The sequence below is a fragment of the Mucilaginibacter sp. CAU 1740 genome, from assembly GCF_039839285.1.
Classification (GTDB): domain Bacteria; phylum Bacteroidota; class Bacteroidia; order Sphingobacteriales; family Sphingobacteriaceae; genus Mucilaginibacter.
In genome coordinates, this window is sequence record NZ_JBDOQS010000007.1 from 306,111 (window position 1) to 320,322 (window position 14,212).

The window sequence follows — 14,212 nt, forward strand, 5'->3', positions numbered from 1 at the left end:
AGGTACAACACTAAGTAGCTACCGTTCACAGACCGGATTATTGCCGTATTTGGCTTTTGAAAATCTTCACCAGGGACTTTTGCGATTTAACGTGAACACCATTGTTATGATATATTAATTGGGTGGTTTAATAAGCGTTTGCAAAAAGACTGATCAAAATGCGTGTCTATTAATATATAAAAAAGTCTCAATACTGTGACATTTTTCATATTTTTGAGCATGATTAGCGATAAGGCAATATTACAAGCAGCAATAGAAGTTTTAAATGATGATTTCTCCGCGCCGTTAGATCTTATAGCTGATAAGGCCGGGATAAACCGGAGAACGTTGTACAGGCGCTATAAAGATCGAGAGCAACTTATCTCAGAATGTAGAAAAGAAATGATGCTGATTTGCAAAACAGCAATGAATCTTGCTTATGATAGTGCGCAGCAACCGTTGGAAAAGTTGGAAAAGATGCTGTACGCCGGTATAGACTGTAATTATAAATATGCTTTTTTAAACAAACTGCAGCAACGCGAGCAACCTAAGCTTTTTAACGGTGATGATAGAAATGAGCTGCATGATAATGTAAAGATCAAATGGCGGGAACTTATCATCGCACTACAAAAGGAAGGCGTGATAAGCAGTGATATTACTGTTTACTGGGTGTTTTTTTTGTTCGATGGCATGATCAGCACAACCATTACGGCTATTGAATCTGGTGATGTAGCATTAAATGATGTTAAACGTTACGCGTGGAAATCATTCGCCCAAAGCATTGGTATAGTTCTTAAATAAAACGATATGGTGATGAATAGTATCCTAAACCAACAAAATATAAATGATGCCCAACTGGCACTTAGTCTTGGAGCCTTTGAAAGTAAAGAGGTTGAGGTAAATGGTATTACTTTACACTACGTTGCAGGAGGTGAGGGGCAACCACTAATACTTTTGCCCGGTTGGCCTGAAACATGGTGGTCATATCATAAGATAATGCCTGAACTGGCTAAGCAGTATTTTGTAATTAGCCTGGATATTCGCGGTATGGGTTATTCTTCCGCTCCCGCGTCTGGTTACAGTAAAAAAGAGATGGCTTCCGACGTGGCGGAAATGGTCAGGAAATTAAATTTAGGGAAAGTACACATTGCCGGGCATGATATTGGTTCGGGCATCGCTTATAGCTTTGCTGCAGTTTACCCCGAGCTCACCGCCAGTTTGATCATGTTGGATACCCCACCGGTAGACGCCTCTATCTACAAGTTACCAATGCTCCCAATCCCTGGTATGTTTTACCCCTGGTGGCTTGCTTTCAACCAGGTTGATGATTTGCCCGAAAAAATTCTCGAAGGGCGCTATTCTTTGGTTCTTAATGCAATATTTGACGGTTTATCAGTTAAACAAGATGCGATAAACGCTTTCGACCGTTCGGTTTACGTGAGGACTTACAATACCGTGGAAGGCATCCGTGCCGCAAATGGCTGGTATAAAGCTTTTGCCGCCGATATTGAGGATAATAAACATTACAAAAAAATAGAAGTACCGGTTTTAGGTGTAGGTGGTTCGGGTTATCAGATGATTAACGATGCATTACCTATGTTAGCAACAGAGTTTAAGCTGTGCAAAATTGAAAATTGCGGCCATTTTCTTCAGTCAGAAAAACCTGAAGAGTTAATCGGCATCATCAAAACTTTTTTAAAGTAAATAGAGCCTGGTAAGGGTCAGTAATGTTTACATATTTTGACAATGAGGCGTGTTGCCTTTCCACTTGATTTTTTGTTTTAAAGCAATTCATCTGTATAAATCTGCCTTGAACCGCCTACTTAAGATATTGTGCTACTATATATAGGGCAAGCAAAATGTCGTTATTTTGTTGAAACGGGTATATAACTTCAGCCAATTCGCCATCCGGGGCGATGCTTAAGCCTGCAATATAGTATGTTTTTAAAAAGCATACCTATGGTTTAATTATCTGTTACCCACTTTATATCACATTATTTATCTCACATTTCATTTTGTGTGAGATAAATTCACTATCAACCACAACAGAGTATTACAAATTCAAGGTGGATGAATTGCCTATTCTTTTCAAAATTATTCGCGGCATGGCGTCTTGCAGAAGTTCCGCCTTATAGTTATTCATTTCGCATAGCTATAACATGTTAAACAATTGGTTTTAATGAAATCTCCCCTCATCCAGAATTATTTAAAAAAAATTTGACAGTATTTAAAAAGTTTCTACTTTTATAACATAATAGACCAGAATAGACCAATTAATTCAAAAATCAATTATGAAAAGAAAAGTACCTAAAAAACTGGGGCTTGTTATGTTTTGCTGTGTCATGTTATGCAGCATTCAACAGGTTTTCGCCCAGCAATTAAAATCCATTTCGGGTAGGGTAAAGGACGAGCTGGGTTCGCCTATGCCCTCGGTAAGTGTTAGTCTTGTGGGTACCTCGCAGGGCACCGTAACAAACATTGACGGCGTTTTCAAGATCAGCGTACCTGAAAACGCTTCGCTGTTGTTTTCCTTTATCGGTTATGAAAAACAAACTGTAAAAGTTACCGCAGGCTGGGATGGTACCGTAACCATGGTGCCTGACAAAAGAACAAAAGACCTGAACGAGGTAGTTGTTGTTGCCTACGGCACACAGAAAAAAGCCAACCTCACTGGTTCAGTAGCATCAATAGGTGCAAAAGAACTGCAGGACAGGCCGGTTACCAACCTTAATGATGCCTTGCAAGGCACTATGGCCGGTGTGACTGTTACCACAACAGGCGGGCAACCGGGCACCTCCGGCAACATTAACATTCGGGGTATCGGTACGCTGAACAACAGCGACCCGATGGTAGTAGTTGATGGCATCATCGGGAGTCTATCGGACGTGAACCCAAATGATGTGCAGTCGGTTTCGGTATTGAAAGATGCGGCTTCAGCTTCAATTTATGGATCGAGGGCTGCCAACGGTGTGATACTGATCACCACTAAAAGGGGCAAAAACGGCAAAATGCAGATAAATTATACCGGCTATTTCGGCAAACAAAGACCATCAAACCTGCCCGATTTTTTACCGTCATGGCAGGCGGCTACACTTTACAACCAGGCCCTGGCCAACGAAGGGCAAACGCCTTACTGGTCTGATAACGACATCACGCTGTTTAAAAACCAAACCGATCCGGATACGCACCCCAATACTGATTGGCAGGGTTTCCTTTACAAAGGCAGCGGTTTTCAGCAAAATCATGCGGTAAACATTAGCGGGGGAGATGAGAAAACGCAATACGCCTTTTCGCTGGGGTATTTTCAGCAGGATGGTATTATTGCCAAATCGAATTTTAAAAGATATTCAACCCGTATGAATATCAATTCGGCCTTAACAAAAAACTTTAGTGTTAGCGCCAACCTGTCGTTTTTATACGCGCCAACCCAGGCTCCCGATGGTTTAGGTGGGGGCGATATTGGGGGTATTATCGGTACAACCGCGGCTATGAGCAGTACGGTGGTAAACCAGTATAAAAACGGCGTTTATAATTACCTGTCGTTTGGTAACCCTATTGCCTGGCTAAATTCGCCGGGGTATAATAACAATCAAAATACGCTTTTTACAGGTAATGTGGGTGCCGATTGGGAACCGATTAAAGGTTTGCATTTTAAGCCATCGTTCGCCTATCGCTACAACGCCAACCCCGCTCAGGAGTTTAAACCGGCCGATGTTTATTACGATCCGAAAAATCCTTCGTCGGTACTTACAACCATCAGTCAAAGTTCGTTGGCTAATGCCAATGTGGTTAACAGCTATTACAACCTGCAGGGCTTATTGGAGTACGACAGGCGTTTCGGCAAACATAGCATCAATGTATTGGCTGGCGCGTCGCAGGAGTTAACCAATTATAGCTACCTGTATGCTTACAGGCAAAACTTTCTGAATAGTTCGTTATCAGAAATTAACGCTGCTCCGTCTTTAGGTCAGCAAAATGCCGGCACGTCCAGTCAGCTGGCTTTGCTATCGTATTTTGGCCGAGTAAGGTATGCATATGATGATAAGTATTTGCTGGAAGCCAATATTCGCGATGATGGTTCATCTCGTTTTGCGAGGGGCCAGCAATGGGGCGTATTCCCATCTTTTTCTGCCGGTTGGAATATCTCTAAAGAATCGTTTTTCGAATCATTATCCAGCACCATTCCCCTGTTAAAATTAAGGGCTTCATGGGGTAAATTAGGTAACCAAACTTTGGTTAATCCTAACAACGGCAGTCAAACCCTGGCCAGTATGGGCGCGCTTAATATAGTTAGCCCTTATCCTGCTATCTCAACTATCACCAGCGGGCAAAACTATTCGTTCAACCAAACGCTTGCACCAGGTATAGCGCTTAATAATGGCGCAAATCCGCTTATCACCTGGGAAAAATCAACCACTACTGATGTAGGTTTCGATATGGAATTGTTGAATAGCAAATTGAGTTTTACGGCTGATTACTTTGTTAAAAATACCAACGATATCCTGCTGCAATTGCCGGCCAGCAGTGTTTATGGTTTTACCACGCCATATCAAAACGCGGGTTCGGTACGCAACAAAGGCTGGGAGTTTTCTGCGGCTTATCGCGACAAGATAGGCAGTGTATCTTACAACATCGCTGTAAACGCCTCGTTCATCACCAACAAAATAACTGATCTGGCGGGTACAGGTTCTATCTCCAGCGGATTGGTTGTTGGCGAGCCTATCAAGGCATTTTACGGTTACCAGGTTGAGGGCATTTTCCAAACTCAGCAACAGGTAGCCCAGCACGCTAAACAAAGCGGCGGCGTTATTGGCCCCGGCGATTTGATGTATAAAGATATCAGCGGCCCTAATGGTACTCCAGATGGTGTTATTGATGGTAACGATCGCGTGTACCTCGGTACGCCATTCCCTAAAACAACATTTGGTTTTACGCTTGGTGCTGGCTGGAAGGGTTTCAGCGTGAGCGCGTTTTTCCAGGGGGCTTTGGGTGTTAAAAACTATGTTCAGGGTTTTGAGCTTGGTTCGTTGCAGCAACCCAATATCGGTAACCCAACCACGGCTTTGCTTGATGCCTGGACGCCGCAAAATACGTCGGCTACTTTCCCAAGGCTATGGTCAACCTATTCGCAAAATAACCCGCAAAGCTTTGTGTCGTCTTTTTGGGTTAGGAATGCTTCTTACTTAAGGTTGAAGAACTTACAGGTAAGTTATAACATCCCGGCCAAGCCATTGGAAAGGATTGGCGTAAAAGGCGTAAGGGTTTATTACAGCGGACAGAATATCCTCACGTTCACCAGCTTTTATAAATGGGTTGATCCCGAAACCAGTGCCGGTAACAATGCCTATGGCTCGTACCCGCAGTTAAAAACAAACACACTTGGTATTGAGGTATCATTTTAATTATTAAAGAAATTTTCGATGAAAAAATTAATCATAACCGCAATAATATTAGGCTCGGTGGCGGCTTCTGGGTGCCGGAAAGGTTTCCTTGATAGGGCTCCTTTAGATTCATACACTAATAGTGTACTCTGGAAATCATCAAATGATGCCCTTGCCGCATTAAACGGTTGCTACTCCAAATGGGGCGGCAGTAACAATGGCTACTACGGTGTTTTTGCCGATAACAACTCGGATAACACCTTCGATCAGTTTCCGTGGGAGAACTGGCTGTCGCTTTCGGCTGGGATAGCAACCCCAACTAATCCGGGATACACCAAATGGAATTACAAATGTATCCAAACCTGTAACTGGTTTTTGGATAATGTGGGCGGCACCAATATGGATGCCACATTAAAAGCCCGCTTTATTGCCGAAGCCCGTTTTTTAAGGGCTTACGAGTATTTTACGCTTAGTCAGTTATACGGCGCGGTACCTTTGGTTGAACACAATGTTTCGCCCGATGAGGCCAATAAAGCAGCACAATCAACCAAGGCAGATGTTGTAGCTTATATACTGAAAGAGCTTACTGCAATAGCGCCCGACCTGCCGGTTAGTTATTCGGGCGGGGATATCGGCAGGGTTACCCGTGGTGCAGCCATCGCTTTAAAAGCCAGGATTGAGCTTTTTAATAAAATGTACGCCGAGTGTATAGCCGATTGCCAGTCGCTGATGGCACCGCCGTTTAGCTACAGCATTTACCCAAGCTATGTGAACCTGTTCCGCCAACCTTTTGCCGATAACCAGGAAGTGATACTGGATGTTCAGTTTAAAGCGAGCGATAATAACTTTGGCTGGGCCAGGAATATGACCATCAACTCGTTGGGTGGCTATAACTCCATAGCGCCAACCCAAAGCCTGGTAGATGCTTACGAAATGAGCAACGGAAAAACCATTGACGAGGCTGCATCCGGATATGATGCCACGCAGCCTTACAAAAACCGCGACCCAAGGCTAACCGCCACTGTTTTTTATCCAGGTACGCAATACAGCAGCAGGCTGCCTTACGGGTTTTATTATGATCCGCTATCGGGCAGCCCTAAAACTATCGATCATTGGGGCGATAACAACTGTAGTCCATCGGCCTATGGCTTGAGGAAATATACCCCCGTAATTGCCGATTTTCCTAACATGGACCAGGTTGGTATGAATGTGATCCTCATCCGTTTTGCCGAAATAAAACTGATGGATGCCGAAGCTAAGATCGAGAGCAATAAAATTGATGCCTCGGTGTATGATGATATCAACTCGGTAAGGAAACGCCCGGATGTAAATATGCCGGCTGTTGATCAATCCAAATATAACGACCAGGCAAGCTTGCGTACCCTGTTACGCCGCGAGCGCAGGGTTGAGCTGGCAGTTGAAGGTTTGAGGTGGTTTGATATACAGCGCTGGCAAATCGGTACGCAGGTAATGAACGGGCAGGTTACCGGTAGTTTGCAAGGCAGCGTGAGCCAAACCAATGGCGCGTTAACCCTGACTCCAGGTACCACCATTAAAGTAGGAACTCCGCGCGTGTTTGATGCGAATAAAAACTACTTATTCCCGATACCTCAAACAGAGATCGACCTCAATAAAAACCTGAAGCAAAATCCGGGTTATTAATTAAGCAAAACCAGTTTGGCAGCTCCGGCTGCCAAACTGGTTTATACTAAATATGCCGATCATCGGCAATAAAGAAAAAGAACTGCGGGTTGCCGCCTTTTTTCTTACTTTGGCTAAAATGTACTGGTACAATGGATAAAATTTTTCAGGAGATCAAAAAGCTTACGGATATCCCTTCATACTCTAAACATGATAGGTTTGTGCAGGGTATCATCAACGCCATTAACGAGAAGGTTATAGGCCAGGATGAGATGCTGCCATCTGTAAACAAGCTGATCAAGGAGTTGGGCTTTTCGAGGGAAACGATCATTAAGGCGTACCGGGAACTGATTAGCAGGGGGATTGTTGAATCTAAAAACAGGCATGGGTATTTTGTGGCCAACAGTAATGCCGAGCAAACGCTGAATGTTGCCTTGCTCATGTACAACCTGGATAGTTTTGAAGAGCAGTTTTACCGCAATTTCCGTCACGAGCTTGGCCCTAATATCCGCCTGAACCCGTATTTTCATCACGGCGATATCGAGATCTTCGAAACCATTCTTAACCAGATCAAGGGGAAGTATGGCATGTATGTAATAGCACCTATTCCTCACCCTAAAACCAAAGAACTGCTGGAAACCATCCCGCCAAACAAGTTCCTGATGTTTGACAGGTACGAACCTATCGACGGTGATTTTAACCATATCACCCAGGAGTTTGGCCAATCGTCATACCGCATTTTGGCCGAGCTTGCCCCTAAGATCAAAAAGTTTGATGAGATCATATTTTATCACTCGCCAACCTCGCTGGATCCAAAGGAGATCGTGCCATCGTTTAAAAAATTCCTGAAGGATTTTAATATCAAAGGCCGGATCATTAAGGAGTACACCCATGGCTCGGTTGAAAAGGGGAAAGTTTATTTTACGTTAGACAACTTTGCCCTATGGCAAATTATGCGCGATTGTAAGAGCATGCAACTTGTTCCGGGCAAAGATGTAGGCGTATTATCGAGTAATGATGAGCCGGCTAAAGAGATCATCGGCGTTACCACCTTCTCGGCCGATTTTGCCAGTATGGGTACACTGGCCGGGCGGGCTATCGTGAACAAAGAAAAAATCAGCCTAACGGTGCCAACTTTATTATTTGAGCGCAGCACGCTTTAAATTTACCAAATACAGGCAGGGTGAATTGGCTTATACTAACCAGCTTTATTTTTTTTACAGGCATAGTTGGCCTGGTATCCTGGTATAAATCGCGCAAAAGCAAGCTCAATACTCTTAACGGTTTCTTTTTTGCCGATAGGAGCCTTGGCTTTTTGCTGGTAGGCGGGGGACTGTTATTCACCAATATCAACACGGCCACCATTATAGGCGAGAACGAGCTGGTTTACACCCACAACATGTCGATTATGGCCTGGGGCATTACCTCAGTGCTGGCCATGTTGCTGGTTTCGGAGTTTTTGATGCCGATGTACCTGAAGCTGGGCATAGCTACCACTCCCGATTTTTTGACAGCCCGCTATGGAGCGGGGATCGGCAAGCTGGTTTCCTGCATTTTTTTAGTAAGTTATATCATTAACCTGTTGCCATCGGTTTTATACAGTGGCGCGGTGGCATTTAATGGCCTGTTCCATTTTTCGGATGTTTGGAAAACGGATTATTGGACTACCATCTGGATCCTGATCTGGGTAATGGGAACTATCGGTTGCCTGTATTCATTATTGGGGGGATTGAAAGCTATATCCACCTCGGATACTTTGCTTGGTTTGGGCATATTTGCAGGAGGCGTTTTGTTGCCATTTTTTGCGTTGCGATACCTGGGGCAGGGGAGTATGCTGCAAGGTTTGCATATTTTACTGAATAATCATCAGGAGCATTTAAATAGTATTGGCAAAGCCACAGATCCTATCCCTTTTAGCACGCTATTTACGGGTATGCTGTTGGTAAACCTGTATTATTGGGGAACAGAGCAATATATAGTTCAGCAGGTTTTGGCCTCGCGCGATTTAAAAAGCAGCCAGAAAGGCATAGCTGTAGCCTGTTTTGGTAAATTGATCTCGCCACTATTATTGAATGTACCGGGTTTGATAGCAGTACACATTTTTACACATTTAGATAACACGGCCGAAGTATTCCCAAAGCTGGATAGCCTGGTTTCGCCGCCTTTTATAGCGGGTTATATAGCAGCCATTATTTTCGGGGCCGCCCTTACCACTTTTAATGCTGGCCTCAATAGCTCAAGCACACTATTTGTGTTGAATATCTATAAACCATGGACGGAAAAGCGGGGAAAGGCGACCGATGAGAAACAGATGATCCGGGCGGCCAAACTATTCGAGATCGTGATCTGCCTGTTGGCTATGTTTATCGCTCCCTTTATCATTTTTGTTAAAAATGGCTTTTACACTTATGTACAAATGGTGAATGGCTTTTTCAATGTGCCCATTTTTACCATTATATTTATAGGTTTGGTAACTAAACGGGTGCCAGCCAAAGCAGCAGGTATCGGTCTGGCGTTTTTTATTGTAAGCTATGCGCTTACGCAAACGGTTTTCGATCTGCATATCCATTTTCTGCATATCCTGGCTATACTATTTGTAGTAACCTGCGGGCTGATGTTGCTTATAGGCAAGCTTTATCCCATGGCGCAACCTTACCAGTTAAAGCTCAATACCCTGGTTGATGTTAAGCCCTGGAAAAACCGGCATATTTACAGTTGTATATTATTACTGCTGATGGTGCTGATGTTTATTGTGTTTTCTCCGCTTGTACTTGCAAAATAAGTTTGGACAATCAACAAAATTATCTATTTTTATAAAATAGACCAGAATAGACCAATTATGAATATTCTACCTTTACTAAAACACAGGCTTGTTACAGCCTTGCTAATACTGTGCGTATTCTTTAATATTAAGGCTTATGCCCAAAACGTACAATTCACCTCATCCGATAAAAAGGTAGAATACGCCTTTGCATGGGCCAAAGCTATGGCCCTGCATTACAAAGGCCACCCTGCCGATCCGGTTGGCCCCTGGTACGAATCCGCATTACCCCCGCGCGATGCCTTTTGCATGCGCGATGTATCGCACCAAAGTATAGGGGGCGAGATACTTGGCCTGCAGCGCGAAAACCACAATATGCTCGCGCTTTTTGCCCGTAATATCTCTGCTTCAAAAAACTGGTGCTCATACTGGGAGATGAATAAAGCAGGCCAGCCCGCTCCCGAAGATTACCGGAACGACCGGGAGTTTTGGTACAACCTCCCTGCAAATTTTGATGTACTGAGTGCCAGCTGGCGATTGTATTTATGGACAGGCAATAAGTACTACATTAACGATCCCGCATTTGTTAATTTCCAGGAAAAAACGATTAAAGATTATATTGATGCCTGGGTACTTTCTGCCGATTCGATGTTGAACAGACCTGCCCATCCCAATGCACCGGTACCTTTTAATGAAAGTGATTCATTCCATCGTTGCCGGGGCTTACCTTCTTATTCCGAGGGAGTTCCTAACTTAAAAACCGGTGCCGACCTGGTGGCCGCGCTTTACCGGGGATTATCAACTTACTCGGCTATACTGACCAGTAAAGGCAAACAAGCTGAAGCTAAAGTTTATGCCCTTAAGGCCGAAAAATACAGGCAGCGCTTAGAGGCCAATTGGTGGGACGCGAAGGATAATTTATACTTTACTTACTACGGTAAAGATGGCAAATTTGGCCGCGACGAAGGCGAAACATTTTTGCTTTGGTTTGATGCTTTAAAAGATACCACGCGTATTAAACAAACGCTAACGCACCTCGCTTCCAAAACCTGGAATGTGGAAAATACATCCTACCTGCCTTTAATATTTTATAACAATAACGCCTGGGATAAAGCCCGCGATTATATTTTATATCTATCTGATAAAAGTACCGAAAGACGGGAGTATCCTGAGGTTTCATTCGGCGTGATAGAAGCTATAGTACAAGGAATGATGGGCGTAACCCCCGATGCCTGTTCGCAAAGTACCAGTACCATTTACAAAACTACGGATGGGGGGAATGCCTCCGTTAGAAATTTATCGCTGCTGGGTACGGTAGTGGATATTGCCCATCATAGTATCCGGGAATCATCTTTAAAAAATACAGGTAAAAGGCAACTTAAATGGAAAGCCATGTTTTATGGTAGTTATAAATATGCCTATGCCAACGGAAAACAGGTGCCTGTTAAACAAACAACCGATAATTGGGGGAAACGAATTTCATTTGCCGAAGTCTCGGTTAAACCCGGTAGTCAGGTTAAAATCAGCGTGAAATAATATGATCAATTACATCCTTATCTATACTATTTAATGAATTGTTGCTTGCGAAAACTTTGTTTACTTATACTGATATTTTTTGTACAGCTGCGTTGGGTTTCGGCGCAGCAATTGGTTTTACCACAACAAAACAACAGGTGGGCCTTACAGCCGGATGGCAGTATCACCTGGAATATTAACGGTCGCCTCCCACATGCTGATCATATTGAAATGTCGGGCGAGAAGGTATCTCTATGGATTGCTTACAATGTAGATAAAGAGGGTTTATGCCAGCTTTCGCGTACAGTGGTTTTCCCAACCTTCCGGATGCTGCCCGACGATACCCGCAGCCATATCGCTTACACATTTGATGATAATGCCTTGCCCCGCGTGTACGTTGACGATGAATTATTATGGCCGGATGCAGCGAAAGGCGGTATAAGTTTACCTGCAAAGAGTATTAACCAGCATGGTTTTATGCGGATTACTTATCGCACAGATAAATTAAAACAGGTAAGTATCGAACACAGCCTGTTCCCATCAACAGACAAGCCCATGGCTATCGAAACCTACAAGTTTACCAACGTTAGTAATAAACCGGTTACGGTGATGATGGAACACTTAAAACGCGAAACAACCACCGATACACTTAAAAGCAAAGGTGCGCCACACACCGTGATCATGCGATCAGAAAATGACGGGCGTAAAATATTGCAACCCGGACAATCGTACACTTTCGCCATCAGCTACCAGGCTACAGATCATCCCGGATCATTACAGCCTGTAAGGGCAGACGTTGAGGAGCTGGCACGGCAGCACCGTATTGATGAGATCCTGGCACCTCTGCAACTCAAAACGCCCGATAGTGTTTTGAACGCCATGTTTGCCTTTGCCAAGATCAGGGCTACCGAAAGTATTTTTAAAACCAAGGCCGGCTATATGCATGGTCCCGGTGGCCTGTCGTATTATGCGGCCATCTGGGCTAATGACCAGGCTGAGTATGTTAATCCTTATTTTGCATTTTCGGGCGACAGGATAGGGAACCCATCGGCCATGAATGCTTACCGCTTGTTTGCAGGTTATATGAACCCGGATTACAAACCCCTGCCAAGTTCGATAGTGGCTGAGGGGGATACTGTTTGGAAAGGTGCTGGTGATAGGGGTGACCAGGCCATGATCGCTTATGGTGCATCGCGTTATGCCCTTACTTTAGGAAACATTGATTCAGCAAAAAAACTCTGGCCATTGATATCCTGGTGTTTGGAGTATAATCGCAGGCACATCAACCAGCAAGGAGTGGTCGAGTCGCAAAGTGATGAACTGGAGGGTCGGTTTCCGTCGGGTAAAGCCAACTTATCTACTAATGGCTTGTATTACGATGCCCTGATCTCTGCAAGTTTTTTAGCCGGGCAACTACATCTGCCTAAAAAAGAAACAGCACAATATGCTCAACGGGCCGCAACGCTTAAAAGCGCGATTGAAAAATACTTTGGGGCTGATATAGCCGGTTATCATACCTATAAATATTACGAAACCAATACCGTATTACGTTCCTGGATATGCGTACCACTAACTATGGGTATTTATGATCGTAGCAAAGGGACTATAGATGCGCTGTTCTCGCCCCAGCTTTGGACAGCCGATGGCCTGGCCACCCAGGCCGGTGATGCCACGTTTTGGGATCGCTCAACTTTATACGCGCTTCGTGGCGTGTTGCAGGCTGGTGAAACAGAAAAAGCTATCAGGTTTTTAAAATATTATTCGCAACGCCGGCTTTTGGGTGAACATGTACCGTATGCCGTTGAAGCTTACCCGGAAGGCAATCAGCGGCATCTTTCGGCTGAGAGCGGATTGTACTGTCGCATTTTTACCGAGGGGTTGTTTGGGATGCGGCCGGCCGCCTTCAATAGTTTTTATTGTACACCTCGCTTACCGCAGGCTTGGGACCACATGAGTTTGGATAATATCCATGCGTTTGGCTCGGTGTTCGATCTGTCTATCAGCAAAAAAAGCACAGATCATTTAATAATTACCGTCACACGTAACGGGCGTACTTATCAACATGTTGTCAGGAAAGGAGATACGATAAAAATATCGATTTAGAAAGATCGATACATTATAGATGCATATGCATGGTTTGAATAAAAGATGGAGAACCTTTAAAAGCCTTATATCCGAAAAGTAAAGCAATTATTTTTCGGATATAAGCAAACAAGCCTATCAACATGTTTTGGCTGGATAACAATTGTTCAACCCAAATGGAGCAACGATAGTAATTTTAACACATGGCTAATATCCATTCTGAAAAATCATGAACGGTATAAAATATTTGATCGGGTTTAAGCTCATTTAGTTCTTCGGGGGCTGTGGTATCCGCCCATGCTGCGGCAATTGCTCTGATGCTTGCTTTTCTGCTTGCGATAATATCGCCCGGAGCATCACCTATATAAACTATATCTTCACTTTTTATATTATTCCAACTGTTCACCACTTCTTGAATCCCTTCAGCTTTTCTGGGTCCCTCTTTCGAGCCGGTTTCAACAGCTTCAAAAAAACCGGCGAGCCCAAGGTAACTTAAGGATATCTCGGTACTATACTCACCTTTGCCGGTAACCATGGCTATATGAATATCTTTGCTTTTTAAGGTATTTAAAAGGTTTATAATACCGGGGAAAGGTGCCGGGCACATGTTATGCAACGCTTTATAATGCTGTAAGTATGCGGCGATACCTTGCTCATAATGATCAGGCGCAAGTGCCATTATGGTACCTTCTTCAGAGGGGCCGAATGTAGCTATGATTTCCGCATCGGAAAGCGACTTGCCGATAAGCGGTTCGATGGATTTACGGAAGGCGCTGATGCATAATGGAAGCGTATCGGCGAGCGTGCCATCAAGGTCAAAAATGACTGCTTTTATTTTAGACATCGTGATTTA

The 14,212-nt window shown here is 44.0% G+C and carries 9 protein-coding genes; 8 read left to right on the forward strand and 1 reads right to left on the reverse strand.

Going from position 1 to position 14,212, the window contains the following annotated elements:
• The first annotated feature begins 405 nt into the window (after positions 1–405).
• The 8 genes from AAFN85_RS17160 to AAFN85_RS17195 all read left to right on the forward strand — a co-directional run bounded on the left by AAFN85_RS17160 (position 406) and on the right by AAFN85_RS17195 (position 13,380).
• Positions 406–780 (forward strand): hypothetical protein, encoded by a 375-nt coding sequence (locus tag AAFN85_RS17160; RefSeq protein WP_347528833.1) that lies wholly within the window; start codon positions 406–408, stop codon positions 778–780.
• Positions 781–792: 12 nt separating this feature from the next.
• Positions 793–1,683 (forward strand): alpha/beta hydrolase, encoded by an 891-nt coding sequence (locus AAFN85_RS17165; RefSeq protein ID WP_347528834.1) that lies wholly within the window; start codon positions 793–795, stop codon positions 1,681–1,683.
• 587 nt (positions 1,684–2,270) lie between these two features.
• The gene (locus AAFN85_RS17170; RefSeq protein WP_347528835.1) at positions 2,271–5,381 is read left to right on the forward strand and encodes a TonB-dependent receptor; all 3,111 of its coding nucleotides are present in this window, start codon (positions 2,271–2,273) and stop codon (positions 5,379–5,381) included.
• 18 nt (positions 5,382–5,399) lie between these two features.
• Positions 5,400–7,022 carry a RagB/SusD family nutrient uptake outer membrane protein gene (locus AAFN85_RS17175; protein ID WP_347528836.1) on the forward strand — a complete coding sequence of 541 codons (1,623 nt, stop codon included), beginning with the start codon at positions 5,400–5,402 and terminating at the stop codon, positions 7,020–7,022.
• Between the two features lie 131 nt (positions 7,023–7,153).
• A complete protein-coding gene (locus AAFN85_RS17180; protein WP_347528837.1) occupies positions 7,154–8,164 on the forward strand; it encodes a winged helix-turn-helix domain-containing protein in 1,011 nt (336 codons plus the stop codon).
• 20 nt (positions 8,165–8,184) lie between these two features.
• A complete protein-coding gene (locus AAFN85_RS17185; RefSeq protein WP_347528838.1) occupies positions 8,185–9,783 on the forward strand; it encodes a solute:sodium symporter family transporter in 1,599 nt (532 codons plus the stop codon).
• Positions 9,784–9,840: 57 nt separating this feature from the next.
• A complete protein-coding gene (locus AAFN85_RS17190; protein ID WP_347528839.1) occupies positions 9,841–11,298 on the forward strand; it encodes a hypothetical protein in 1,458 nt (485 codons plus the stop codon).
• 45 nt (positions 11,299–11,343) lie between these two features.
• Entirely contained in the window at positions 11,344–13,380 is a 2,037-nt protein-coding gene (locus AAFN85_RS17195) for a hypothetical protein (protein ID WP_347528840.1), read from the forward strand.
• Positions 13,381–13,555: 175 nt separating this feature from the next.
• Here AAFN85_RS17195 and AAFN85_RS17200 read toward each other — a convergent pair whose 3' ends face one another.
• Positions 13,556–14,203: an HAD family hydrolase gene (locus AAFN85_RS17200; protein ID WP_347528841.1), complete on the reverse strand. Its 648-nt coding sequence runs from the start codon at positions 14,201–14,203 to the stop codon at positions 13,556–13,558.
• Positions 14,204–14,212 lie beyond the last annotated feature (9 nt).

What these genes read in the sequence shown, in the direction of transcription:
- AAFN85_RS17165 (WP_347528834.1), top strand. Translation starts at nt 793, where the DNA reads ATGAATAGTATCCTAAACCAACAAAATATAAATGATGCCCAACTGGCA.
- AAFN85_RS17170 (WP_347528835.1), top strand. Translation starts at nt 2,271, where the DNA reads ATGAAAAGAAAAGTACCTAAAAAACTGGGGCTTGTTATGTTTTGCTGT.
- AAFN85_RS17180 (WP_347528837.1), top strand. Translation starts at nt 7,154, where the DNA reads ATGGATAAAATTTTTCAGGAGATCAAAAAGCTTACGGATATCCCTTCA.
- AAFN85_RS17175 (WP_347528836.1), top strand. Translation starts at nt 5,400, where the DNA reads ATGAAAAAATTAATCATAACCGCAATAATATTAGGCTCGGTGGCGGCT.
- AAFN85_RS17200 (WP_347528841.1), bottom strand. Translation starts at nt 14,203, where the DNA reads ATGTCTAAAATAAAAGCAGTCATTTTTGACCTTGATGGCACGCTCGCC.
- AAFN85_RS17190 (WP_347528839.1), top strand. Translation starts at nt 9,841, where the DNA reads ATGAATATTCTACCTTTACTAAAACACAGGCTTGTTACAGCCTTGCTA.
- AAFN85_RS17160 (WP_347528833.1), top strand. Translation starts at nt 406, where the DNA reads ATGAATCTTGCTTATGATAGTGCGCAGCAACCGTTGGAAAAGTTGGAA.